The 24553-nt window shown below is 64.4% G+C and carries 24 protein-coding genes and 1 pseudogene; 14 read left to right on the forward strand and 11 right to left on the reverse strand.

Annotation, left to right across the window (positions count from 1 at the left end; translation table 11 throughout):
• The first annotated feature begins 50 nt into the window (after positions 1-50).
• Positions 51-1346, forward strand: a complete 1296-nt coding sequence (locus tag AC5RTY_RS07410; protein ID WP_494013859.1) for a thiolase family protein — start codon at positions 51-53, stop codon at positions 1344-1346.
• The gene (locus AC5RTY_RS07415) at positions 1343-3466 is read left to right on the forward strand and encodes a 3-hydroxyacyl-CoA dehydrogenase NAD-binding domain-containing protein (RefSeq protein ID WP_494023185.1); all 2124 of its coding nucleotides are present in this window, start codon (positions 1343-1345) and stop codon (positions 3464-3466) included. Before AC5RTY_RS07410 ends, AC5RTY_RS07415 begins: the two co-directional genes overlap by 4 nt.
• A gap of 116 nt (positions 3467-3582) precedes the next feature.
• On the opposite strand, the gene AC5RTY_RS07420 is transcribed toward AC5RTY_RS07415, so the two are convergent.
• Positions 3583-4053, reverse strand: coding sequence for a DUF2975 domain-containing protein (locus AC5RTY_RS07420; protein ID WP_494023186.1), 471 nt, complete (start codon positions 4051-4053; stop codon positions 3583-3585).
• A 72-nt stretch (positions 4054-4125) separates the two neighbouring features.
• Between AC5RTY_RS07420 and AC5RTY_RS07425 the strand changes: the two genes are divergently transcribed.
• Positions 4126-4392: a hypothetical protein gene (locus AC5RTY_RS07425; RefSeq protein ID WP_494013856.1), complete on the forward strand. Its 267-nt coding sequence runs from the start codon at positions 4126-4128 to the stop codon at positions 4390-4392.
• A gap of 155 nt (positions 4393-4547) precedes the next feature.
• On the opposite strand, the gene AC5RTY_RS07430 is transcribed toward AC5RTY_RS07425, so the two are convergent.
• The 3 genes and pseudogenes from AC5RTY_RS07430 to AC5RTY_RS07440 form a co-directional block, all read right to left on the reverse strand.
• Positions 4548-5015 (reverse strand): DUF2867 domain-containing protein, encoded by a 468-nt coding sequence (locus AC5RTY_RS07430; RefSeq protein ID WP_494013855.1) that lies wholly within the window; start codon positions 5013-5015, stop codon positions 4548-4550.
• Between the two features lie 300 nt (positions 5016-5315).
• Positions 5316-5781: pseudogene (locus AC5RTY_RS07435) on the reverse strand (ASCH domain-containing protein).
• A gap of 481 nt (positions 5782-6262) precedes the next feature.
• Positions 6263-7495, reverse strand: a complete 1233-nt coding sequence (locus AC5RTY_RS07440) for a saccharopine dehydrogenase family protein (protein ID WP_494023189.1) — start codon at positions 7493-7495, stop codon at positions 6263-6265.
• A 215-nt stretch (positions 7496-7710) separates the two neighbouring features.
• Between AC5RTY_RS07440 and AC5RTY_RS07445 the strand changes: the two genes are divergently transcribed.
• Entirely contained in the window at positions 7711-8361 is a 651-nt protein-coding gene (locus AC5RTY_RS07445) for a hypothetical protein (RefSeq protein ID WP_493999549.1), read from the forward strand.
• A 213-nt stretch (positions 8362-8574) separates the two neighbouring features.
• Here the strand turns inward: AC5RTY_RS07445 and AC5RTY_RS07450 are convergent, their stop codons facing one another.
• Both AC5RTY_RS07450 and AC5RTY_RS07455 read right to left on the reverse strand, forming a co-directional pair.
• The gene (locus tag AC5RTY_RS07450) at positions 8575-8856 is read right to left on the reverse strand and encodes a hypothetical protein (RefSeq protein WP_494013853.1); all 282 of its coding nucleotides are present in this window, start codon (positions 8854-8856) and stop codon (positions 8575-8577) included.
• A gap of 157 nt (positions 8857-9013) precedes the next feature.
• Positions 9014-9766 carry an MBL fold metallo-hydrolase gene (locus AC5RTY_RS07455; protein WP_494013852.1) on the reverse strand — a complete coding sequence of 251 codons (753 nt, stop codon included), beginning with the start codon at positions 9764-9766 and terminating at the stop codon, positions 9014-9016.
• A gap of 215 nt (positions 9767-9981) precedes the next feature.
• On the opposite strand from AC5RTY_RS07455, the gene AC5RTY_RS07460 reads away from it, so the two are divergent.
• Together AC5RTY_RS07460 and AC5RTY_RS07465 are read left to right on the forward strand one after the other, a co-directional pair.
• Entirely contained in the window at positions 9982-10512 is a 531-nt protein-coding gene (locus AC5RTY_RS07460) for a TetR/AcrR family transcriptional regulator (RefSeq protein WP_494013851.1), read from the forward strand.
• 198 nt (positions 10513-10710) lie between these two features.
• A complete protein-coding gene (locus tag AC5RTY_RS07465) occupies positions 10711-10887 on the forward strand; it encodes a VOC family protein (protein WP_494013850.1) in 177 nt (58 codons plus the stop codon).
• A gap of 206 nt (positions 10888-11093) precedes the next feature.
• Here the strand turns inward: AC5RTY_RS07465 and AC5RTY_RS07470 are convergent, their stop codons facing one another.
• A complete protein-coding gene (locus tag AC5RTY_RS07470) occupies positions 11094-11780 on the reverse strand; it encodes a response regulator (RefSeq protein WP_493999544.1) in 687 nt (228 codons plus the stop codon).
• Between the two features lie 371 nt (positions 11781-12151).
• Positions 12152-14650: an ATP-binding protein gene (locus AC5RTY_RS07475; protein ID WP_494013849.1), complete on the reverse strand. Its 2499-nt coding sequence runs from the start codon at positions 14648-14650 to the stop codon at positions 12152-12154.
• 349 nt (positions 14651-14999) lie between these two features.
• On the opposite strand from AC5RTY_RS07475, the gene AC5RTY_RS07480 reads away from it, so the two are divergent.
• From AC5RTY_RS07480 to AC5RTY_RS07505, 6 genes are all read left to right on the forward strand, one after another.
• Positions 15000-16814, forward strand: coding sequence for an APC family permease (locus AC5RTY_RS07480; RefSeq protein WP_494139301.1), 1815 nt, complete (start codon positions 15000-15002; stop codon positions 16812-16814).
• Positions 16815-16923: 109 nt separating this feature from the next.
• Positions 16924-18258 carry a TrkH family potassium uptake protein gene (locus AC5RTY_RS07485; protein WP_494014123.1) on the forward strand — a complete coding sequence of 445 codons (1335 nt, stop codon included), beginning with the start codon at positions 16924-16926 and terminating at the stop codon, positions 18256-18258.
• Positions 18251-18946 (forward strand): potassium channel family protein, encoded by a 696-nt coding sequence (locus tag AC5RTY_RS07490; protein ID WP_493999541.1) that lies wholly within the window; start codon positions 18251-18253, stop codon positions 18944-18946. Before AC5RTY_RS07485 ends, AC5RTY_RS07490 begins: the two co-directional genes overlap by 8 nt.
• Positions 18921-19130, forward strand: coding sequence for a helix-turn-helix domain-containing protein (locus AC5RTY_RS07495; RefSeq protein ID WP_494014122.1), 210 nt, complete (start codon positions 18921-18923; stop codon positions 19128-19130). Before AC5RTY_RS07490 ends, AC5RTY_RS07495 begins: the two co-directional genes overlap by 26 nt.
• Complete coding sequence (locus tag AC5RTY_RS07500) at positions 19099-19269, forward strand: hypothetical protein (RefSeq protein ID WP_493999540.1); 171 nt, start codon at positions 19099-19101, stop codon at positions 19267-19269. Before AC5RTY_RS07495 ends, AC5RTY_RS07500 begins: the two co-directional genes overlap by 32 nt.
• 801 nt (positions 19270-20070) lie before the next feature.
• On the forward strand, positions 20071-20922 hold the full coding sequence (locus tag AC5RTY_RS07505) for an HAD family hydrolase (RefSeq protein WP_494013847.1): 852 nt from the start codon (positions 20071-20073) through the stop codon (positions 20920-20922).
• Here AC5RTY_RS07505 and AC5RTY_RS07510 read toward each other — a convergent pair.
• Complete coding sequence (locus AC5RTY_RS07510; RefSeq protein WP_493999538.1) at positions 20919-21200, reverse strand: hypothetical protein; 282 nt, start codon at positions 21198-21200, stop codon at positions 20919-20921. The two genes, AC5RTY_RS07505 and AC5RTY_RS07510, sit on opposite strands and share 4 nt — an antisense overlap.
• 487 nt (positions 21201-21687) lie before the next feature.
• Positions 21688-22479: a ZIP family metal transporter gene (locus tag AC5RTY_RS07515; RefSeq protein ID WP_494013846.1), complete on the reverse strand. Its 792-nt coding sequence runs from the start codon at positions 22477-22479 to the stop codon at positions 21688-21690.
• A gap of 378 nt (positions 22480-22857) precedes the next feature.
• On the opposite strand from AC5RTY_RS07515, the gene AC5RTY_RS07520 reads away from it, so the two are divergent.
• Both AC5RTY_RS07520 and AC5RTY_RS07525 read left to right on the forward strand, forming a co-directional pair.
• Entirely contained in the window at positions 22858-23301 is a 444-nt protein-coding gene (locus AC5RTY_RS07520) for a QcrA and Rieske domain-containing protein (protein ID WP_494139302.1), read from the forward strand.
• A 73-nt stretch (positions 23302-23374) separates the two neighbouring features.
• A complete protein-coding gene (locus AC5RTY_RS07525; RefSeq protein WP_493999534.1) occupies positions 23375-23815 on the forward strand; it encodes a Rieske (2Fe-2S) protein in 441 nt (146 codons plus the stop codon).
• On the opposite strand, the gene AC5RTY_RS07530 is transcribed toward AC5RTY_RS07525, so the two are convergent.
• Positions 23805-24533: a hypothetical protein gene (locus AC5RTY_RS07530; RefSeq protein ID WP_494139303.1), complete on the reverse strand. Its 729-nt coding sequence runs from the start codon at positions 24531-24533 to the stop codon at positions 23805-23807. The genes AC5RTY_RS07525 and AC5RTY_RS07530 overlap by 11 nt on opposite strands.
• Between the last annotated feature and the right edge of the window lie 20 nt (positions 24534-24553).

The raw sequence follows: 24553 nt of genomic DNA on the forward strand, positions 1-24553 counted from the left end.
CGGGTAACATCATGGTCAGCACTGTGTTCCGCATCTCATGGAGGTATCAGGTGAGCCCCACGTCCCCGCCCCGCGCCCTGCGCGATGTCGTCTTCGTCGACGGCGTGCGCACCCCGTTCGGGAAGGCGGGTGAGAAGGGGATCCACGCCGGCACCCGGGCCGACGACCTGGTGGTCAAGTGCATCCGGGAACTCCTGCGCCGCAATCCGACGCTGCCGCCCGGCCGCATCGACGACGTGGCCATTGCCGCCACCACGCAAACCGGCGACCAGGGCATGACCATCGGCCGCACCGCCGCGCTTCTTGCCGGCTTGCCCCGTTCCGTCCCCGGCTTCGCCATTGACCGGATGTGCGCCGGCGCCATGACCGCCGTGACGACGACGGCCGGCGGCATCGCCTTCGGCGCGTACGACGTGGTGGTGGCCGGCGGCGTGGAACACATGGGCAACCACCCGATGGGCCAGGGTGCGGATCCGAATCCGCGGTTCGCCAGCGAGCGCCTGGTGGACCCTGCGGCGCTGAACATGGGCAACACCGCCGAAAACCTGCATGACCGCTTCCCCGCAATCACCAGGGAACGCGCGGACGCCTATGCCGCGGCCAGCCAGGCCAAGCTAGCCGCGGCCTACCGGAACGGCAGCATCCAGCCCGACCTGGTGCCGGTGGCCGGCCGCAAACCGGGCGAAGGCTGGTCGCTGTACAGTGCGGACGAACCCCCGCGGCCGGACACCACCGTGGAAGACCTGGCCGGGCTGCGGACCCCGTTCCGCCCGCACGGCCGGGTCACCGCCGGCAATGCCGCCGGCCTCAACGACGGCGCCACGGTCTCGCTGCTGGCCTCTGCGGAGGCAGCCGGCGAGCTTGGCCTGCCGGTGAAGATGCGCCTGGTCTCCTACGCCTTCGCCGGAGTCGAGCCCGAGGTCATGGGCATCGGGCCCGTCCCTGCCACCGAAAAGGCCCTGAAGATGGCGGGCCTGGACATCGCGGACATCGGCTTGTTCGAGATCAACGAGGCCTTCGCCGTGCAGGTGCTGTCCTTCCTGGACTACTACGGGATCGCCGATGACGATCCCCGCGTCAACCGCTACGGCGGGGCCATCGCCGTCGGCCATCCCCTGGCCGCCTCCGGCGTGCGCCTCATGACCCAACTGGCCCGCCAATTCGAAGACGACCCGTCGGTCCGCTACGGACTGACCACGATGTGCATCGGGCTGGGCATGGGAGGAACGGTGATCTGGGAGAATCCGCACCATGCAGATTATTCGGGCGGCACCGCCGATACGGCCGCCGCAATTGTCGGAACCGCCGCCCCCGCGGCAGCACAGGCACGAGAGGACCACGCATGAACGCCGAGTACACGGCCCTGGCCGCGAAGTTCCCGGACGAGACCGTCACCCATTCCTACGTGCAGGATGTGGAACTGCCCGGTGCCGGCACCCTGGCGCTGCTGACCCTGGACAACGACCTGGACCACCGTAAGCCGACCACCCTGGGCCCCAACAGCCTGCTGGAACTCGGCACGGCACTCGAAGGGCTCAAGGCGCGGGCCGCGGCGGGCAGGATCTCCGCCGTCGCCATCACCGGCAAGCCGTACTACCTGGTGGCCGGGGCCGACTTGAGCGCCGTGGGCAGGCTCACCGGCCCCGAAGACGGACGGGCCATGGCCAGGCTGGGCCACGATGCCTATGCCACGCTCGCCTCCCTGGGCGTCCCGACGTTCGCCTTCATCAACGGAGCAGCGATGGGCGGCGGGCTGGAGATCGCGCTCGCCGCCGACTACCGCACCATCTCCACCGGCGCCGGCGCCATCTCGCTGCCGGAAGCCTTCTTGGGCCTGATCCCCGGCTGGGGCGGGGTCTACCGGCTCCCGCGGCTGATCGGCCCGGCGAATGCCGTCAAGGTCATGGTCGAGAATCCGCTGAGCAACAACAAGGCGCTCGACGGCGCGGCCGCCTACCGGCTGGGCATCGCCGACGTCCTCTTCGAACCGGCCGATTTCCTGGAGCAGTCGCTGGCCTGGGCCACGCGGATCCTCACCGACGACGACGCCCGCCGGCTGGTCGCGGACCGCCGCGCCGAGACCTCCGCGGCCACCGACGCGGACTGGGACAAGGCCATCGCGGCCGGTCGGAAGTTCGTGGAGGCCAAGACGTCCAACGCCGCGCCGGCACCGGCCAAGGTGCTGGACGTCCTGGACGCCGGCCGGGGCAAGAGCCAGCAGGAATCAGCCGACCTTGAAGTCGAGGCGCTGGCGGAATTGATACAGACCCCGCATTTCCGCGACACGGTATACGCCTTCCTGGAGCTGGTGCAGAAGCGTTCCAAGCGGCCGGCCGGCGCACCGGACCCCAAGCTCGCCCGACCTGTCACCAAGGTGGGCGTGGTCGGCGCCGGCCTGATGGCCAGCCAACTGGCCTTGCTGTTCGCCCGCCAGCTGAAGGTTCCGGTGGTCATGACGGACATCGACCAGGCCCGGGTGGACAAGGGCGTGGGGTACGTCCACGCCGAAGTGGACAAACTGCTGGCCAAGCAGCGCATTTCGGCCGACGCTGCCAACCGCACCAAGGCCCTGGTCACCGGCTCGGCCTCCAAGGAAGCGTTCTCGGACGCCGACTTTGTGATTGAGGCCGTGTTCGAAGAACTGGCCGTCAAGAAGCAGGTCTTCGCCGAGGTCGAGGCGGTGGTCTCCGAGGACTGCATCCTCGCCACCAACACCTCATCGCTGTCGGTCACGGAGATGGCAGCGGACCTGCTGCATCCCGAACGCGTGGTCGGCTTTCACTTCTTCAACCCCGTGGCCGTCATGCCCCTGCTGGAAATCGTCCGGGCGCCGAAGACCAGCGACGAAGTGCTCTCCACCGCCTTTGTCCTGGGCAAGGCCCTCAAGAAGACCACCGTGCTGGTCCAGGACGCCGCCGCCTTCGTCGTGAACCGCGTGCTGCTGCGGCTGATGGGGGAAGTGTCCAACGCCTTCGACGAGGGCACGCCCGCCGACATCGCCGACAACGCGCTCAAACCCATGGGCCTGCCGATGACCCCGTTCACCCTGCTGGCCATGGTCGGCATCCCGGTAGCCCAACATGTCACCGAGTCGCTGAATGCGGCCTTCGGCGACCGCTTCCGGGTCTCCGCCAACCAGCAGCGTCTCATCGACAACGGCATCACCTCCCTCTGGATCACCGACGACGACGGCCGGCAGGTTATTCCCGAGTCGACCCTGGCGCTGCTGGAGTTCGGAGACTCCCCCAGCAGCTCCGAGCAGCTGCTGCGGCGCACCCAGGACGCACTGGCCGAGGAGATCGGACTCATGCTGGAAGAGGGCGTGGTGGCCGCGCCGGAAGACATCGACCTGTGCATGATCATGGGTGCGGGGTGGCCGCTGCATTTGGGCGGCATCACCCCGTACCTGGACCGGGTCGGCGCCTCCGAACGGGTCAACGGCCGAAAGTTCCACCCGGAGCGGTAACGGCAGTCGCCGAAGCCGCGCACCGCCGTCGTACCGCGCCTTCAGGACGACGGCGGTGCCGGCTCACCGGAGGAAAAGACGTCGTTACCCGGGAGCGCAGGCCCGGGGCATTCCAGTCACGCGACAGCACGTTCGTGGACGTCGTTTCCCATTAGAAACCCCAGTGCCTTGGCTCTCACACTGAACGCAACGGGCACAAGGGCGAGAGAGACCAGCAGTCCGAACAACATCGGTGGTCCGCCGACGTTTGCGACGCTTCCAGCGTGGACAAAAACGCCTGCAAAGATCAGCGACATGAAGCATAGCGAAGCCGCCATGACGGTGGCCCATCGCTTTGACCGACTGGTCGACACGTTGCCCGCCACCGCGGCCGAAAGCAGCTGCCAGGACGCCAGCAAGGCCACCTCGAAACCGCCGATGGCAATCACGATTGCCGTGACGTACGGGGGCGCCAGGTACGCAACCTCGGGGTAGGCGCCGGCGTACTCTGCGGCGACCTGCGGAACAATCAGCAGCTGAGCCAGCAGTGCCCCAACAGCAAGGGCTCCGAGGATGATGCGGAAGGGTGTGGCTCGCTGGCTGATCATAGGGCAATCATCACCGACGTGGACTGAATGGCGGAAGCGCTAGGCGCAAGTGAACAGGCATAATGCCAGTAAATGAAAGGTGAGGCCATGGCGGCAGTCGTTACCCCAGAGCGGCGACCTACTGCCGGACCAATAGCGGCGACGGTTGTGCTTTTGGTTTCGCTGGTCCTCTTTTTCGTAACCGACAACGCGCTGGTGGTTGTCGCCGTAGCCGGTGCCGTGGTGTTCTCACTATTCGGACTACAGATGTCCAAGTGGTACTGGATCCCGTCTACCCTCGGCGCATTGCTGCTGCTCTTGCTGCTTGCGCTCATGATTCCCCTGTGGACTGGAGGCTAAATGGTCGAGGTTGGGAACCCCAAACAGGGTTTACAACCCCACGTCCCTGCCTCCGCGAACGCCGATAGCAGAACAATTGCCTAAATGCAGTTGTGCGCTCGTGAATGTTCCGGTTGAGAATTCTGTATCGATACACCTGCCTGGCATTTAGACGGTCATCGGCTTGGGAAGTTCTTCAGAAAACCCGGGGGATGCACCAGTGCTGCAGTGATCATGCGGCGCATGATGAACTTGTGAAAAGGCCAAATCAAGTTGAAGTAGAGCCGCCCCGTCCAACGGCGGTAATGGACGACGGTAGTGATCTGAAAATTGTTCTTGGGTTCGGTTCCGGTCGGCTCGACCTCGACGATGAGGTGCGCGATTAGATGAGTGTCCTCGGCGGTGAGCACCAGGTAGGTGTCTTCCTTGCTTGCGGAAACCGTGAAGAAGGCGAGTCTGCCACCGGGGCGGAGGCTAATCTCTGCCGGGCGAGGTGCGCGGTTCGTACGGCCGGATGGGTGTTCGAGCCGCATGAGGCGGGCCAGCACACCACGAGCCACGAACAGCGCCTTTAGCCAGATCGGTTGCCACGACAGGATGTTGCTGATGCCCTCACGTAAAGACAGCGATGTTTTGGCGCTCACCCTGCCTAGGTGGTCTGCTGACCTCGAGTAGCGTTGAAGTTCCGGGTGCATGAGTTCGCCTTTCTTCGGGGCCGCCGCTGCGCGTACTGCCAGGCAAAGTACCAGATCTGCCTCGGGGAAGGCGGCAGGTAGAACGCCAACCGGATGTTATGACGTCGGATACTCATGACGAAGCTTCTGGATCTCGCGTCTGGCAAAGAAGCCGAAAAAGACAGCTGAAACGCCGGCCGCGATCCCGTTCTATCAGGGCTCATTACTGTCCCATTTGGGGAATCCCCTACGAGCCAACGTGCGGCTGACTTATTGTGCCGAATCTGCATATTGAGGTGGCCAAACCACCTTGAATCGTTCGAAGACGATCTCGTCGGTTTCTGCCCATTGACGCCCTTGGGCTGCTGATACGCGAGTCCAGTAGCGGCGGTGCTCACGCTGCCAACTGTCTAGGCTCAAATCGTCCTCGCCTTCGTCGCGGGCGAAAGCAGCATCAGCACTTTTGAAAGAACGAATGCGCAGTTCAATAGTGCGAATGATGATGCTCGGAGTGCCGTTCCCATCACAGGCAATCCAGTGTGACCCCGATCCGGGGCACCTGGTCACCTCGCGCTATGAAGTCCGCAACGGGCTCCGCCGTCGCGCGTTTGTTTCCGCTGAGGACATGAGCGAGAAGTTCATCAGCTAACCGCTGCGTATCACCGAAGTGTTCAATTGTGTATTCCGGGGCCGCAGCTACCGTCTCCGGGTGAGCAGCACAGTATGCCTGCCACATCCGAATGCCTGCGTCATGGTCGGCTGGGCCAACAGGGTCGAGTTTCACCACATCATAATGTCAGAAGCAGACGCCCGAAGCCGGTCCCCCACCGCGACAAAGATGAGCGAGGGTTTATGCAATGGTCTGAATAACGCCGGTGCGTCGTGTTCGGGCTACATCCGGGTTCATTACTTTCTCTTCTGAGCTTCTGCATTGAGACGCATGTCTGGACATACTCACCGTTATCGGCCTTAAAAACGGGCAGAGGGAGTGGCTGCTCAAGGGCTCCACGACCTGGAGCAGAGTGCTGGTCTGGACTCAGCGCGTGAAGGTGCGCGCCGGGGCGGCCCAGGGTAGTTGAAAGCCGATTTGGAAGCATCGCTGGTCGCGATCTTTAGATGACCCTGGCATACTCCCTCGGCGAAATCCCATCGCGCCGCTAGTCGGACTGGTCCAGTCAATGATTGCCCCGTTATCAGGGGACCTGCAGGATCTGGGTTCAGGCGAGTTTGGTTACCTGGTAAGTGTGGCCGGCCGCACGGAGTCGCTGCATGAGCACGTTGCCGAGTGCTGTGGCCGGTGTTAGCGACCCTTTCGCAGTCGGCAGCCGGTCACCGTCGAGGGCAAGAGCGAGTGCAGTCTCCCCTGCCATCACGGCCGTGGCGGCATAGCCGGGATCGCCGGGGCCAGCGGCAATCGCCTGGTATCGGTGCCCGTTCTCGGTGCGGGCGGTTACCTGGGAGTGGAACCAGCCCGCGCGCTGCGTGCGGGTGCTCGGACCCGAACCTGGTGCCGGAAGACAGCGGTCGAGCACTCCCCGGGTCGGCGGAAACGCCATCGCGCCCGTGAATGCCCGGAGCCCGAGTGCCATTGCCCTGGCGATGACCGCCCCTGCCGGTCCGCGGGCTACCCCCATCACCTCGCCGTACTGAAGGGAGCGGCCGTAGGCCCAACCCTGCAATGCGTTGCTGCGGCGCACTATCCGAGTGTTGACCGCGGCCATGATGAAAGGCGCGGTCCAGGTGCCGTCATCGGAACGGCGAACAGGACCGGCGTCAGGAGGCTGTTGTGTCGTCGGCTCCCCTGTGCGGTCGGGGCTCAGAGCGTAGGGGTCCGCGGCTAATGACCGCAGGGCGGTGCTCGATCGCATCGTGTCGAGCTGCCCGCGCATCGACTCGAGCGTGCCTCCGCTGATGCCACCCTTGGCCGTAGCGACGAGTTGAACCTCGGCCAAACCGCCAGCGCCATCAGCTTCTGCTGCCTGATGAAGCAGCAATACAGCGAGGTCGGACGGCACGGAGTCGTAGCCGCAGGAGTGCACGATCCGGGCCCCGCTCGTCATGGCCAGAGCGTCGTAGCGATCGATCGCCTCCCGGACGAAGGACACCTCACCCGCGAGGTCGGCGTAGTGGGTACCGGCCCCTGCGCAGGCGTCGACGACAGGTAATCCGTGTTTCGTGTATGGACCGACGGTTGTGAGGAGCACGCGCGTGCCCGCGGCCAGGGCAGCGATCGAGTCCGCGTCCTCCGAGTCGGCTTCGATGAGGGCCCATCCGTGCGCCGCGACCGGCAACTGCGACCGAACCGCCTCGAGTTTGGACCTCGACCGGCCCGCGAGTCCGACTCGCATGCCGGCCGGTGCATGCTCCGCGACGTAGCCGGCGATCAGTCGGCCAACGAAACCCGTCGCTCCGTAGAGAACGAGGTCATGTTCCCGGGATGAGTTGTCCATAACTGCAGCCTTTCACAGCGGCAACTCCAAGCTGACACACGGCTCCTTGCTTTGGACCTCGGGTATCGTGAGTGGTCCTGATTGGGAGACTGGCTCGCGTTCCGCGTGTTTGCCAGTTAGGGTACACCCAACCTGACGTCAGGTGAGTGCCGGTGGCGACGTCGATTTTACGCAACGGCGTGCGGCGGGGCCGGCCGGAGCCGTACGGTAGCCGGATGGAACGCTTTACAGGGTTCATCGCGGGTCTGGGCACCAGCGCGGGACGCCGGCTGGTGGTCGGGCACTGGATGGACTCGCCGCTCGGCGCCTTCACGGACGTCATGACCGAGGACCGCGACGGGCTGCGGACGCTGCTGGCCCCCAACCGGGCGGTCGCCGACTATGTGTCCGCGACCTACCGCTTCGATGAGGTGGTGGTGGCGCCGCTGGACGCCAGCCTGAGCCCCGCCGGGGAGCGGAGCGCGGAACCGGGGAACGAACCCGGGACCGCCGTACTGGTCCTCCGCGTTTCCGGCGGCCCGCTGGAACTGCGCGCCGACCTGGGCCCCGTGACAGCGCTGGGCTGGATGCTGCAACTGGTCCCCGTCCGAATCGCCGTCCACCCGGCGTGGCTGACAGCCGTGAACCGCGCCGCGGGGATCCTGCTCCCGGGGGTGGCCACCGCCGGCTCCGCCGGAGGCGGACGTCGGGAGTACTATGGCGTGCGCTCCATCCGTAGCGTTGAGCGCGCCGTGGCGAGCTGGAACGGGGCCGGCCTCGGGCCCCTCGCGCCGGTGGATCCGCCCGTGCGCTTCGGATTCAGTCCCTTCCCCCGCACCCCGCAGGCCGTGGCCGTCACGACGACGGTCCTCCCCACCCGCCGCTGAGGCGGGGCCGTTGGCTTAACGGGGTTAGTGGCGTTCGTTCCGGAGGCAACAAGACCTTCGCTTCTCAAGGTCGGGAGTTGCCCGCCCGCCAGTCGCATCAGCCGGTCACCCATTGCAACAAAAATGAGCTAGAGCTTATGCACGCGCGTGATGAGTCAGAAGCGATTATTTAGGCTCCACTCGGAGTAACGGGGGCCTCGTGGCTGAGTTCGGCTAGCGGTCTTTCCCCAGTGACTTCGTCCGCGCCCTCAGCATCAACCAAATTGCAGCACTCATGGCAAGAAAGAAGACGGCAAGCGGAACCACAACTGCCGTCACGTAGAAACCGCCGAGCAGTGCGGAGATGACAGCTTGCAGGCTGAAAAGCGCGGCTCCTATTGCCGAAGCGATCATGATCCGTTTCCATTTTCCGGCATCGCGGTTGCTGAGCTGGGAAGCCTTGAAATCTTGGCTTGCCGCAGACTCGAATAACTGCGCTATTGACAGGCCCGGCACGCCGTCGTTTGAAGGTTTTCAGAGGCTTCCTGCATCTTGACTCCCTATGTCGCCGCCCAAAGTTGGCGGAGTCAAGATCGCAGTGCTTCATTCCAGCGACTTGGAGTTCACCGGTGGCTATAGTCTCTGTGAGGCCGGAAGGGGCTGCCTCGCGGAATCAGACCTCAAGGATCCGTGGCACCCCGGGGGTGAGCCATTCAAGGCGGTCAGTCAGGCCTGCTTCCGCAAATGAAGCCGCGATCTCATCTTCCGTTTCAGTGAAGTGTTCCCAAGAGGAGAAATGGATCGGCACTACGGCGTCGGCGGCGAGGACGGCAGTAAACTTGGCTGCGCTCGAACTGTCCATACTGACCATCTGGTCCCCAAGTATGGCGAACTTCGCCGCGCCAAGGTGCAGCACTGCTACTCCGATCGAGAATAGGTCGCCGATTTGGTCAAGGTCGCTTTCATAGGTGGTATCGCCGGAGATGTAAAGGACCTTTTCTTCCCCCGGAACCCGGAGGATGAATCCAATGACGTCACCAACGGGGCCATGATGGGCAGGCGTCGCTGTAATGATCACGGATTTCTCTCCCACGGCGACCGTGTGACTGGCCCAAGGCGCCACACCAACTGCTTGGCCACCCAGCCGTCCCGCCCCGCTCTGGGTGGTCAAGACGGGTTTCCCCTCCAACAACCTCCTGCCGGCGTCATCTAGATTGTCCGGGTGTTCGTCGTGACTGAGCAGCACGGCATCAATTGGTGGAAGTTCGCTAGCGGACATGGCCGGTTTGTTAGTGCTCCGCAGGACCAGGGGCCCGAACTTGTACTCAGTAGGGGCGGGGTTGAACACCGGATCTGTGAGGAACGTGAGGCCGCCGAATTCGACAAGCATCGTTGCGGTGCCGATATGCGTCAGGGTTGTCTGCATGGGGTCGTCCTTCGAATCTTGAGTATCAACGGGCCGACTTTTGGCAGCCCCGCGCAGGTCTACCAATGGCGGAAATCCGGGGGGCTATACGCGAGCCGGTAACAATACGAACGATCGTACACTATGATTTTCTTGGGAGAAGAGAGGTAAATATGGATGGCAGAGCGGCCAGAGGTCTGAAATCGCGACAAACTGTTTTAGAGGAAGCTGTGAACATGGCCTCGGTTGAGGGGCTTGCGGGCCTTTCGATCGGCGGCCTGGCATCTCGTTCGACTCTGAGCAAGAGTGGAGTAGCTGCCCTCTTCGGTTCTAAAGAGCAGCTGCAAATCGCGACGGTTGAGGCAGCGAGACAAGTTTTCATCGCGGCGGTCGTAGCTCCCGCCCTCAACGCCGCACCCGGGCTCGAAAGACTTCGCGCCCTTCTTGACGCTTGGCTTTCCTACAGCCGCAATAGGGTCTTTGTCGGCGGATGTTTCTTTGCGGCCGCCAGCACGGAGTTCGATTCCAAATCTGGTCCGGTGAGGGAAGCGGTGGCGGAGGCGGTTCGTGAATGGCGCTCCTTGCTGGCCTCGGAAATCCAGGCTGCGGCCGACATCGGGGAACTCCTTGAAGTAGACGTGAATCAACTGGTGTTCGAGACGACGGCATTTCTTGAGGCGGCCAATGCGCGTTCGCTCCTCACCGGTTCGGCTGAGCCGTACACCGCGGCAAAACGTGCGCTGATCCGGATCTATGGGGAATGGTAATCACCGCCGCGACCCGTCCGCCCCAGCCCGAGGATGGCCGGCGGCGTGCCCTTGGGCACGAAGACATTGAGAACCCCGGAAGCCATTTCGGAAGTCTGGCGAACTGCACTGGGCTACAAGATGCAGGAAGACGGAACCCTGACCGATCCCTATGGCAGGGGTCCGGCCATCTGGTTTCAGGAATCCTAGAGCCCGAATGTGAATCGTTTTCACCTGGACATCACTGTCCCCTTCAGCGAAAGCGCCTCGAATCTGGATGCTCTGGTATCCGTTGGTGCAACACTCGATGATGAACATGCGCCCGTGTGGGTAGTGGCCACTGATGCCCAAGGGAACCGGCTGTGCATCAGTACCGAAGCCGGACGCGGCGACTAGCCGGGACAAAATTTCGCTCAACGCCACTCTGGTTGCGGCTCGGTCGGAGTGGCCGCACCGCTGAGTATAAAACAGGGTTGAGCGCGGGTTCCGGCGGCATCCTTCACGTTCACGGTTCGACAAATAGGGCTGCCCGATCAGGGGGCAAAGGGCCTCTGGTCATAAAACCTAAGAGGGGCGGACGGTCTCGAGACGGCACAGCCGTTTCAAGGGGGCGCCCCTGGTTCAAAGCGGTAGCCCATCCCTGCTTCGGTGAGGAGATAGCGCGGTCTGGACGCGTCAGGTTCAAGCTTGCGTCTGAGCTGAGCGATGTAGACGCGCAGATACTGGGTTTCCTTTAGATAAGCGGGCCCCCACACGTGGGTCAGGATCTGCTGCTGCGATACGAGCCGGCCGGGGTTTCTGGCCAAAATTTCCAGGATGTTCCACTCGTTCGGGGTCAGCCGGACCGCCTGTCCGTCCCGAACAACCCGCTTGTCGCTAAGGTTGATCTCAAAGTCAGCGGTGCCAATCGACGCGCCTTGGAGACTGCTGTCGTTCCGCCGGTCTGCGGCACGAAGCCGGGCTAAGAGTTCATTCAGGTCGAAGGGCTTGGTGACGTAGTCGTCAGCACCCGCATCCAGGGCCTCAACCTTGTCGTCTGAGGCATGCCGGGCGGACAGCACGATGATGGGTATATCCGTCCACCCGCGTAGGCCGCGGATCACGTCCACCCCATCCATGTCAGGCAACCCCAGATCCAGGATCACCAAGTCGATAGGCTCTTTGGCTGCTTCCGTCAGCGCTTCGCTTCCGGTAGCTGCAATGTAGGTACGGTAGCCTCTCGCCCGGAGGTTAATCTGCATCGCACGCAGGATCTGTGGCTCGTCGTCGACGATCAAGACGTTGGTCATGCCTGTCCCGTCTCCTCCTCGCACGCCACCGGAAGCCGACCGTCGCCCGTCGGTTGAGCTCTATTGTGTCTCCTGGGTCCGCGGACAGGCACCTCCTCACCACCAATTGCTGCCCTTCTTCATGCGCACCAGAGAACGGATCAGCAGCACCAGCACGGTGCCGCCGGCGGCCAGAACCGGCAGAATCTCCCACCAAAGGTCCGCGTCCATGCGTATTCCAACTTTCGGTGTAGAAGGCCCGGCTGGCCCTCCCAACGCCCAGCAAAACCCAAGACCGGACCCCGGGCGCCGTTCTTAACGGTTTCTTCACGCGGACGGCCCAAATCTTAACGCGTCTCCTACGCCGGACAGCGGCCTTCCGCGAATGTACTTCAGGCCCGCGCTGAGCGCGGCATCGTGATGACGATGGTCAGCCCTCCACCTGGGGTTTCCTCGGCGTCCAGATGCCCGTCCATAACTTCGGTAAAGCCCTTCGCGACAGCCAGTCCCAAGCCGACCCCGGTCCCCGCCGGCGTGTCGTCGAGGCGCTGGAATGGCTGGAACATATTGATCAGCTCAGTGGCCGGGATGCCGCGGCCATGGTCGATGATGCGCAGTTGGCCGGCAGGTTTCCCGTTCACCGAGGTTTTGCCCGTACCGGTGACCGCAGTGATGAAGATATCGGACCCGCCGGCGTACTTCACGGCGTTTTCAACGACATTGGCAATCACGCGTTCCAGCATGCCCGGATCAGCGTTAACCGGGGGCAGGCTGTCCGGCAAGTCCACCCGCACGGCTTCCTCGGGAATTCCGCGTAGGGCGTCTGCGACGGCGTCGGCCCAGTAGACGGGCCGGATCAAAGGCGTGACCGAGTCCGCCGTCAGTCTCGACATGTCCAATAAATTTCCTACCAGCAGGCCCAGGCGGTCGGCGTAGTCCTCGATGGTAGCCAGTAGCTCGGCCTCGTCCTCCGGGTCGAATTCCACGGCATCTTGGCGCAAGCTGCTGACGGCCAGTTTGATCCCTGCCAGCGGCGTGCGCAGGTCGTGCGAGACCGCACGCAGGATCGAGGTGCGCATCTGGTTGCCTTCGGATAGCCGCAGGATGTCGCGGCGGCTGGCCCGGAGCTGGTCCCGTTGAAGGAGGGCCATGAGGTGGGCGCCGAAGGCAGTGAGCAGGTGCCGTTCCTGCTGGCTGAGGGGGCGGCCGGAGAGCGCCAGGGCATGCGATGGGTCAAGTTGCTCGACGTTCTCATTGCCGTTCAGGTCTTCATCGACTCTGCCGGTGCTGGCCACCAGCTGCCATGCCCGGGTTTTGCCTTGGCGTTCATCCCGCGCATACAACGCGGCACCGCTGCTTTGGAAGTGTTCGCGGATCCGGTCCAAAAATTCGCCGATGGTGTAGTGGACGGCAAGGGTGCTGCGGCTCAGCTCCGCCAGAGCCGCAGCTTCGGCCCCGGCTGCGGCTGCCGCCCGGCTGCGTTTTGCCGAGAGCCCAACGACGAGCGAAACCGCGATCGCGACGGCCAGGAAGATCAGCAGGGCCAGAACATTCTCAGGATCGCTGATGCCCATGGTGCCGATGGGGTGCAGAGCGGAAAAATTCACGATCGCACTGCTGAGCACTGCCGCCGCCACGGCCGGCCAGAGCCCGCCGACCAGCGCTACGGCGATGGTCCCGGTCAGCTGCACGAGCATATCGGTGGCGAAGTGGCTGTGCGGCCAGAGACTAAGTCCCGCCTGGAGGATGAACGGCAGCAGCAACGCCATAGCGGCGCCGGCCATCATCCGGCCTCTGCCCAGCGATGACGGGCCCGTCCTGACGGAACTGGCCGCACCTTTGCGTCCGTGACCGACCAGATGAACGTCGACGTCCCCTGCAAGGCGCAGAAGGCGCTGGCCGACGCTGCGGCGCAACCGCAGCTTCCGTCCGGGGGCGCCGACGACGATCTGTGTTGCATCGGTCCTGCGCGCGAAAGCAACGAGCGCCTGGGCAGGATCATCGCCTCCGATCGAGTGGTACGTTCCCCCCAGCCCCAACACAAGAACACGCTGGGCGTCCAGTTCCCCCGGTGATTCCCGGGAGCTTACCGAGGAGCGCACATGCACGGCGTGCAACTCGGCGCCAAGCTTGCCGGCGAGCATTCGGAACGCCCGTCGCACGAGCAACTGCCCTCCCGGCCCGCCGGAAAGGCCGACGACGATCCGCTCCCGAGTGTTCCAGACCGCCTCGATCCCCTTGCGCGCCCGGTAATCACTCAGGCCCTCCTCCACGCGGTCCGCCAGCCACAGCAGGGCCAGCTCCCGCAATGCCGTCAGGTTCCCCAAGCGGAAATATCCCGCCAGGGCCGCATCCACGTTTTCCGCCGGAACCACCTTGCCTGCTGCCACCCGTTCAAGGAGCAGTCCGGGATCCACATCCACAAGTTCAATCTGTCCGGCACCACGGACAAAGGCGTCCGGCACCGTCTCGTCAGGCCGGACGCCGGTAATGGCTTCAACCACGTCACCCAACGACTCCAGTCGCGCAATCTCAAGGGTCGCCATGACATTGATGCCTGCGTCGAGCAGGCCATCGACGTCCTCCCATACCAGCCTGCGCCCACCGTTCACTCCGTGGGCCTGAGCCAGGTCATCCACAAGCACCGTTTCCGGAGCACGGGACAAAACGGCCTGCAGGTCCAGCTCCTGAACGCCCTCCGGGCCGGCATCCGAAACTGCTTCCATGTCCGCGAACAGGGCAGCCGTTTCCGGCCGGCCCCGGTGCAGGGCCGCGCCGATGACCACATCGGCGCCATCTCCGGTCAGCCGCAGCCCTTCGGTCAGCATCGCGTAAGTGGTCCCGGCGCCCGGCGCCGCGCCAAGAAAAATCCGCAGTATTCCTCTGCCCATAAAGACCATTCTCACCGCCTCTGCAAGCCGAGGCCCTCCCCGCCCCGCTCACCTGCCCCGCCCAGCTACCCGGACATTTTGATGATTTCTTAACGCCGTCGGCTGCTGTTTTTCGCTCTCTGGCCGCCTCTGCCGGAGTAGTGTGATCAATCGCGTCAGGAACCGTATAAGAGAGAAGACGACTGTGGGTGCGTCTACCCAGTACTTCATTCCGGAGAGCGTGCCCCGCCCTACCGGCCGTCAAAAGCCGTCCCATGGCGTGGCCCGTTGGCTTACCGCCCACGTTGTTCAACCCGTCGGACCGGCAAGCCCGGGAACCAATGACATTCAGCAGCCCTGGTGGAAGGTCATGTGCCTGACGGGTGTGGACTACTTCTCCACCCTGTCATACCTGCCGGCCATCGCGGCGCTGGCCGCCGGCGCCTTCTCGCCGCTCGCGACACTGCTGATCGTCATTCTGACCTTGGGCGGAATGCTGCCCATGTACCGCCGGGTGGCGCAGACCAGCCCGCATGGCCAGGGGTCGGTGGCCATGCTGGAGCATCTGCTGCCCTTCTGGCGTGGGAAAGTTTTTGTCCTCATCCTTTTGGGCTTCGTGGCAACCTCCTGGATCATCACGATCACGCTCTCCTCGGCGGACGCCACGGTACATCTGCTGGAGAACCCGCACACTCCCGCGTTCCTCCACGGCCACGCCGTACCGGTGACCATCGTGCTGCTGCTCATCCTCGGCGGAGTCTTCCTGCTCGGCTTCACCGAGGCGGTCGCAGTCGCGGTCCCGCTGGTGGCAATCTTCCTCGTCCTCAATGCAGTCGTCATCGGCACCAGTCTGCTCGACATCCTAAGCAGGCCAGGCATCGTCGCGGACTGGACAGATCTCCTCACCACCACGTCGGGGGGCTTAGGCGGGATGGTTCTTCCGGCACTGCTGGCCTTTCCGCTGCTTGTCTTAGGGCTCTCCGGTTTTGAAACCGGCGTCAGCATGATGCCTCTCGTCGCAGCGCAAGGCCGGACTCCCAAGGAGCGGCTCGCGTGCCGGATCCGCAATACCCGCAAGCTGCTCACCGCCGCGGCCGTGATCATGAGCGTGTATTTGCTGGGCAGCAGTTTCGTCACGACCTTGCTGATCCCTGCCGATGCCTTCGCCGAGGGCGGCGAGGCCAACGGTCGTGCGCTGGCCTACCTTGCGCACGAGCGCTTCGGCGAAGGATTCGGCACCGCCTACGACCTGGCCAGCATCCTCATCCTGTGGTTCGCCGGCGCCTCGGCCATGGCCGGGCTGATCAACATCGTGCCCCGCTACCTGCCCTCGTACGGTATGGCTCCGGAATGGAGCCGCGCTGTCCGCCCGGTGGTCCTGGTCTACACCGGCGTAAGTATCATGATCACCATCGCGTTCAGGGCCGATGTCAACGCCCAGGCCGGGGCCTATGCCACCGGCATCCTGGCCATGATGGTCTCTGCCTCGGTGGCCGTCGCAATTGCCACGTACCGGAATCGGCGCCGGTCCGCTGCCGCCGCGTTCACCGGGCTGACGCTGGTGCTGGTCTACGCCCTGACAGCCAACATCCTCGCAAAACCCGAAGGGTTGGCAATTTCGCTCTTGTTCATCGCCGGCATCGTGGTCATCTCCCTGGTTTCCCGGGTCTCCCGAACCACCGAGCTGCGCGCAGACCGCATAGTGTTCGACGACGAAGCCCGCCGCTTCATCCGCGAGTCCCTGGAATTCGATGGACGGCTGGACCTGATTGCGCACAAACCCCCGGCCACCGGTGTCGCGGAATACTCCAGCAAGGAAGTCCTTCAACGCGGCATAAACCCAGTCCCCGGCAGCGCCGACGTCATCTTCCTCGAAGTAGAAATCAAAGCCCCCTCCGGCTTCAGCGACACCCTCCACGTCCACGGAGTTGAGATCGGCGGGTACAGGATTCTGCGCGCTCAGAGCCCCGCCGCGCCCAACGCGCTGGCCGCCGTCCTGCTGGCACTACGCGATGCGACCGGTGTCATGCCGCAGGCCTACTTTGAATGGTCCGAGGGCAATCCGCTGACCCATCTGATGCGCTACCTGCTCCTCGGCCAAGGTGACACTGCCCCCGTGGTCCGGGAAATCATCCGCCAGAACGAACCCGACCCGCAGCGCCGTCCCCGGATTCACGTTGGCTGAACCGCGACGTCCCTTGCCCGAGAAGGCATCCTCCGCCCGTCGCGTCGGCGCAGCCTTCCGCCGGACCAGCGACCTACGAAAGTTTCAGGCTCCCACGGGTGCCGTCCTCCTGCAACGAGTACGCCCGCGGCATCCGTCCCAGGTGATAGTCCTTGGCTTTATCGCAGCGATCTTGGCCGGCACGGCCATTCTGATGCTGCCGATGTCGAAGCAGGGCCCTGGCGGTGCCACCTTCCTGGAGGCGCTGTTCACGGCGACGTCCTCGGTGTGCGTGACCGGGCTGATCATCGTTGATACTTCCGTCTACTGGAGCCCATTCGGGCAAGCGGTGATCATGGTCCTCATCCAGCTCGGCGGGTTCGGCGTAATGTCCTTCGGAGCTCTGCTGGGTGTGCTGATGGCAGGACGGCTTGGACTTCGCTCCCGCATCTCCGCGGCCGCCGAAACCAAAAGCACCGGGTTTGGCGACGTGCGGCGCGTGCTGTTCGGCGTCCTGAGGATCAGCCTCATTACCGAAGCCGTGCTGGCGTTGGTCCTTGCGGCACGCTTCATGACCGGATACGGACACTCTGCCGGGGAAGCCCTCTGGCTGGGAGTCTTCCACTCCGTTTCCTCCTTCAACAACGCCGGCTTCGCCCTGTTCTCAGACAACCTGATGGGCTTCGTCGCGGACCCATGGATCTGCCTGCCGATCGCCAGCGCGGTGATCATCGGCGGGCTTGGCTTCCCGGTGCTGTTCGAGCTCGGCCGGCACTACCGGCGTCCGATCCACTGGTCCATGAACACCAAACTCGTGCTGGCCGGCACGGCCGTGCTGCTGGGGGCAGGTACCGTCTTCATCACCGCGGTGGAGTGGACCAACCGGGCGACGCTCGGCTCGCTGGACCCCGCCGCACGGGTGCTGGCCGGGTTCTTCCAGTCCGTCATCACCCGCACCGCTGGATTCAACAGTATCGAGATTGGCCAGATGAACCCGGTGTCTTGGCTAGGCATGGACATACTGATGTTCATCGGCGGCGGCCCTGCAGGCACCGCCGGTGGCCTGAAGATCACTACTTTCGCAGTGCTCTACTTCATCCTCTACACAGAAATCCGCGGCGGCGCCGCCGTAAACATCTTCGGCAAGCGACTGTCCCGTTCTGTACACCGCCAAGCCATGACCGTTGTGCTGCTGGCCATCGCCTTGGTAGTCACAGCCACCATGGCCCTGATGTTCCTCTCCGACGCGGGCATGGAAAAACTGCTCTTCGAAGCTATCTCCGCCTTCGCCACCGTCGGCCTTTCCACCGGCATCACTGCCTCGCTGCCACCTGCCGGACAGTCGATTTTGATCATCCTCATGTTCGTCGGCCGTCTGGGACCGGTCACGCTGGCCTCCGCGCTGGCGCTTCGCGCGCGACCGATCCTGTACGAGTTCCCGAAAGAAAGGCCGCTCATTGGCTAGAATCCCCTTCCCCTCACGCTCCTTCGACCGGATCGCCGAGGCGGGGTCCGTCGTTGTTATCGGCCTCGGCCGTTTTGGCGGAGCATTGGCGCTGGAGCTCGAGTCCCTGGGCACCCAGGTCCTGGGCATCGACGCCGACGAAGAGACCGTTCAGTCCTTCAACGGGCTGCTGACCCACGTAGTCCGTGCCGACTCCACCAAAGACGAGGTGCTGCGACAGCTCTCTGTACACGAGTTCGACCGCGCTGTGGTGGGCATCGGAACAGACGTGGAAGCTAGCATTCTCACCACCTCGCGGCTCCTCAAGTTCGCCAGGCCCGCGATTTGGGCCAAAGCCATCAGTGAGCCGCACGCCGAGATCCTCGAACAGTTGGGCGTGCACCACGTGATCCGGCCCGAGCACGACATGGGCCGCCGGGTGGCGCACTTGGTCCGCGGGGCAATGCTGGACTACGTCGAATTCGAAGATAACTTCGTCATGATCCGAACCATCCCGCCCGGGCTAGCCCAGGACCGTCCGCTGGGCCTGCTGCAGCTGCGGTCAAAGTTCGACATCACAGTAGTCGCTGTCAAGCGCAAGGGTGGGCAGTGGGAGCACACCACCCAACAAACTGTGCTCTACGACGACGATCAAATAATAGTCCAAGGGACAAAAGACAAGGCTGAGGCCTTCAGCACCTTGGTTTGATCAGCGCTCAGGGCAGTACAGAGCTTCATTCCAGAAGCGGGGATACGAGCGGTTCAGCATTAAAGGGGTGGCCGAGGCCGCCGGCGTTAACAAGACGACGATCTACCGGTGGTGGAAGTCCAAGGCAGAACTCCTGGGCGCCGCCTTCATTGATGCCCCCGATGCTGACGCTCGCCGTCCCTGAAACCGGGACCCTCCGAGTCGACCTGCAGGTTTTGGCCGACCGGATTGCGGCACTGCTGACCGTGCCTCCCGCCTCCAACGTCGTGGTCGCCGTCCTGTCCGCGGCCGTCGTGAACGAGGACCTGGCCGCCCGGATTTAGGGCTTCTTCACGGATCGGCTGGCTAACGAGGCACAGGTCTTCGACAAGGCAAAGGCCCGCGGAGAGCTCAATCCCGAGGCCGATCTCCATGCTGCTCATGGACATGATCGCGGGCGGCCTCTGGACCGGGGCCGTACTGCGCCAGTTTCCGCTGAATGCAGGGATACGCACCAAGTAGTCAACGCCGCACTTCAGGGCGTGCACCCGGCCAATGAACCCCGTCAGGCATGCAGGGACGGAGCGCAAGCAATTCCCGCGAAGTGATCGAAAGAGGCGCTGAGTTCAATCAGCTGGACTACATTCAGCTGTCGGGCCTCCACCCGTTGAGCCGATAACAGCGCTTACGTCTGAGGTTTATCAGGGAAAGGCATCCATGTTCAACGTCCAGCGACGTTCCAAAGGTCGTCAAAGACGGCTAGGAACAGTGCAACGACAAGCCCGGCAGCGCCGATCCAAGACTCCGGCGACCTGCAGTCGGTATGACTTGTTGCGGCGGTCCAAGGACATGAACGTCTCCTCTCGTTGGGGAAGACCAATCCAAGGCTTGCCAAGGCGAGGGGCGCCGCGGATGCTCCCGCACTTCGCCACCCCTCCACAGGGAGTCCACACCGACTGCCTGGTATAGATGCAACGGCACGCCTGAGAGTGAACAACTCGTCCACAGAAAGCGCCCCCGCGAGTCCTACCCTCCGGGAAGTCGTTCTGAAGTCGCTTTACCAATTCCCTGTCTGTAGCGTTAAGAACCATGTTTAGCTTAGGATTCCGCGGCAGCGGCGATCATGGTCAAGACAACGAGGCACGATGAGTGGTGTTGCTCGAAGCGCTGAGCCTTGGTCCTCGATCCCGAGCGGGTTTCACGACGTGCGTCTGGTGGTCTCCGATATGGATGGCACCCTGCTGGACGGGGACGGTAACGTTCCAGCCGGGTTCTGGCCGTTGCTGGAGCGGATGCGTGCCCGTGGCATCACATTTGTACCCGCCAGCGGCAGGCAATACGCCACTTTGGCCCGCATGTTCCCCAGTGCACCAGCAGGTGCCACCTTCATCGCCGAGAACGGCTCCCTTGTTGTCCGTGACGGCGCAGTACTCTCCGCCACCTACATGGACGAGCCCACTGTCACGCACGTCATTCACGCGGTTCGCCACGCAACGGAAACCGCGAACAGCCTCGGCCTGGTCGTATGCGGCCGCCGCAGTGCCTACATCGAGCGACGCGATGCTGGATTCATCCGGGAGGCGGAAACCTACTACGCCGAACTCACCACGGTCGAGGATCTCACCACTGTCACCGATGACATCCTCAAGCTCGCGATCTACGACTCCACGGACGTTGAGTCCAGCGCGAGAAGCATCGTCGCTCCACTGGCATCCAGCCACCAGATGGCCGTCTCCGGTAAGCAGTGGATCGACATCATGGCCCCGGGCACCAATAAAGGACGAGCCGTGCAGGAACTGCAACGGACCTTGGGCGTGAATGCCGCTCAAACCGTCGTGTTCGGCGACTTCCTGAACGACCTCGAAATGTTCGACCGCGCCGACCTGTCGTTCGCCATGGACAACGCCCACCCGATCCTGCGTTCCCGCGCCCGTTACACCGCGCCAACGAATGAGGAACATGGCGTCGTAACCGCCCTATCCCACTTGCTCAGCTAGGGGCCTTGCCGCGCGAAAATCAGTGGAAGCGGCGAAACCGGGTCACCACTGCCTAAGGGCGCGGACACCACCGCGTCCCCTGCGCCGACGTGCGGTTCCATGGAACCGCTCTGGATCACGCTGGTATGCCAGCCGAACAGCGCAGGCAGCAGGCCGATCAGCACCAGGCTCAGGGCGATGCCCAGATACAACCGCGAGAGCGTGGACGCGATGTACAGCAGCCAGCCGTCGCGGGAGAAGAGAGGACGCAAGGCGCTGCCGGGCAGCCGGCGGGTCACGGAACTGACGGAACCGGCTTACGGCTGCGTGGGCGATTCATCCGACTGCAGCTCCCAGACCAGGTCGACATGGACCCGGGCGCCCTGCAGGGCGTTGATCTCGACCTGCGACATGCCGGTGGTATCGAAGCGCCGGGTTCCGCGGTAGGTGCGGTTTTCGCCCGGCTCGCCAGCGGTCTGCCAGGGGGAACCGCCGGTGGTTCGCGCTGGGCGTGAACCGGGCGCAGTTGTTGAACGAGCCGCCGGTGCCCATCTCCAGATCGAACAAACCTTGCGGACTAACTCGGAACCCCAGATAACGGCGCATATGGTCTCGTGGAACAGCGACTTGTGCATCCGATGCGGGTCGCGCCGGTGCGCTCCTCCCCCGGCAGGACGGGGCCTCCTGTCGGGGTACGGATGGAATACGGCGTTCCTTCGTTCGCCGGTTCCAGGTGCCCGTCCGGGTCGATGCGGGGGCACGGAGGGTCGTTAGCGGCGCCGGTTCTCACGCGAGGGACAGCAGGAACGAGAGCACGAACCCGGCCGCGGTGCTCAGGGCGACCGCCGGTCCGCCGTGTTCGTATGCCTCCGGCATCAGGGTGTCGGCCAGTGCGGCGATCACCGCGCCGGCCGCGAAGGCCAGCGGCAGCGAGATCGTCTCTGGGTCGGTACCGGACAGCGGCCCGGCACCGACCACGACGGCGATGACCAGCAGCACTGAGCACACACCCCACAGTCCGATGATGGCGGGCCTGGACATGCCCTGGCTGCGCATCGAGGCTGCCCCGACCAGGGCCTCGGGCAGGTTGGAGACGAAGATCGCGGCCAGGAGCGCCAGCCCGCCGGTCCCCTCCCCCAGGGAGACGCCCAGCGCCAGGTTCTCCGGTATGCCGTCGAGCGTGGCGGCCGCCAGCAGGGCCAGACCGGCCGCACCCCGGGTGGATGCCGGCCCCGGCGCACGCCCGGTGGCGGCGGCGTCGGTATCGAGCTTGGGGCTGCCCCGGTACTCGTCCGCCGCAACCGGGTTCGACCCGGCCTGCGCCCAGCGGTCGAGCAGCGCGCTCAAGGTCGTGAACACCACCGCGCCGACAAACAGGCCGACCGCTGCGCGCCAGATGCCGCCGCGCTGGTAGGCGTCCTCGAAGAGTTCGAAAGTCAGGGCGGTGACCAGGGCGCCCGCTGCGAAGGACAGGATGATCGCCAGGACGCGTTTGGGCAGTTCGAAACGCACACCGATAAATCCACCCAGCATCAGGGCGCTGGAAGTCACGATGCCGAACAGCAGCGACATAGCCACACCGTCATTATGGGTGGTTGCAGGAGTGGGGGACAACCGCAGAATGAAGCCCTGAACCCCTCGCGGTCGTTCCGACGTCAAGGAATCCCAGCAGAACCCTTTGCAGGCTTCAGCGACGCCCGCTGAACGCGTTCGCTTTCCTGAACCGACAAGACTCCACCATCCCTCCACACGCTCATCCGATCCTCCTGTTCCGTCCTAGGACAGACGCCGGACACAGCCAGACCGGATTGCATCCGGCCAGGCTTTGGCAACGGTGGCCAAGTACTGCAGGTTCCTGCGCGAAAACCCTTTCATGAGCTGGCTGAACCAACCCATGGGCCCGGACGTCTACCCTTTGCGAAAGGCACCCATACTGCCCACGGGGAAGGTCAGCGCATGAATCCCGATGCCGGTCCCTCGCGACGCTCGGTCATGGCCGCCTCCGCAACGGCCTGCTCGGCGTGTGTACTGGCTGCCTGTGCGCCGGCGGGGAACGGCGGCGGCGAGGCCGGCGGAAAACCTGCCCCGGCCACCTCCGGAGGCGCTGCTGTACAGGTCCTGAAGCTCGCAGACGTGCCGGTTGGCGGCAGCGCCAATGGCGAAGCGGGCGGGCAGGAAATCCTCATCCACCGCGCCGACGAGACTACCGTCCTGGCCTACAGCGCAGTCTGCACGCACCAAGGGTGCACCGTGGCGCCGGCGGGCGCGGAGTTCCGTTGCCCGTGCCACGGCTCGGTCTTCAGCGCCGCAGACGGCACGGTTCTCGACGGGCCGGCGTTGGAACCGTTGCAGCGCTTTGCGGCGGCCATTGACGGCGAATGGATCACCGTGGTGGTGTGATCGCTGACACGCTGCGCGAGCGATCACCGCTCCGTTTGGAAATTCACCGGCACCGTCCGGGAGAATAGCGGACATGAGTTCGTCCCTGCCTTCGCGCCGCGCCATCCTGACCGCCACGACCGCCGTCGGTTCGATGGGCGCGCTCACCGCATGTTCCCCGCTGCAGGACTACACAGGAGCACAAGGTGCGTCCGCTTCCCCGATTGCCAGCGACGGCACGCCGGTCCGGGTCGGGAAGCTCAGCGACGTGCCGGTTGGCGGCAGCGCCAGCGGCGAGGCAGGCGGGGAGAAGATCCTCATCCACCGCCCCGACGAAACCACCGTCTTGGCCTACAGCGCCGTTTGTACGCACCAGGGATGCGGCGTGACCCCGACGAAGGCCGAATTCGTGTGCCCTTGCCATAACTCGACCTTCGCGCTCGCCGACGGCACAGTGACCGGCGGTCCGGCACCCGCTCCGCTTCCGCGTTTCGCGGCGGCTATCGACGGCGAGTGGATCACCGTCACCGTCTGAAATGGACCGTCTGGAAGCCCTCGGGGCGGGCGTCCAAGTCGGCCCCAGCCGGCCGGCCACCGTATCCGGTGTCCAGGAAGTCAATCAGTGCCCGGTCGAGGCCGGCGATGGCAGTCCCGCGATCCGGAGCGAGGAAGGACTCGGCTCCTCGCCAGTCGCTCTTGACCACACGGCCGCCCGACGCCCAGTGAACGCCGACCAGCTCCGCCCCGGTATCCGGTCGATAGTCCGTCGGGGTGGAAAGGCCGCCGCCAGGTGCCGTCGTTCCGGTGTTTAGGACGACGTCGTAGCGGTCGCACGAGGGCCGGCTGCCGTCCGGCAGCCCCACCGTCTCGGTGCCGGCCAGCGATACCCGCGCCCATGCCCCGCTGTCGGGTTCGGCCGGCGCGGCGTCGTCCAGCCGGAAGTACTCCACGGCCTGGGCGCCGGAGTCGAGCATTTCCGCCAACAGCAGGTACTCCCCGTAGCTGGGCAGGCTCGTGTCGGTCAGCCCGAAGTCTTCCCGGCGGGCGATCGCCTCGGGGCGGCCCGGCCCCTGCCGGTAAGAAGAGGACTCCCACCGCCGCGTCCCGGGCTCGAACCGGATGACGGATTCCGCGCGGTACCCCTCCGGCCCGCTCCCGAAAGCCATCCGCGTGGTGAGGACGTGATCCGCCCACCGGCGGTAGAGGCAGCCTTGCTTGGCGCCCTCAACGTAAAAGCCTTCCCAACGTTCCATCGGCTCCCGCCGCGGCCCCC

The organism is Arthrobacter sp. Y3224055 (assembly GCF_059090825.1).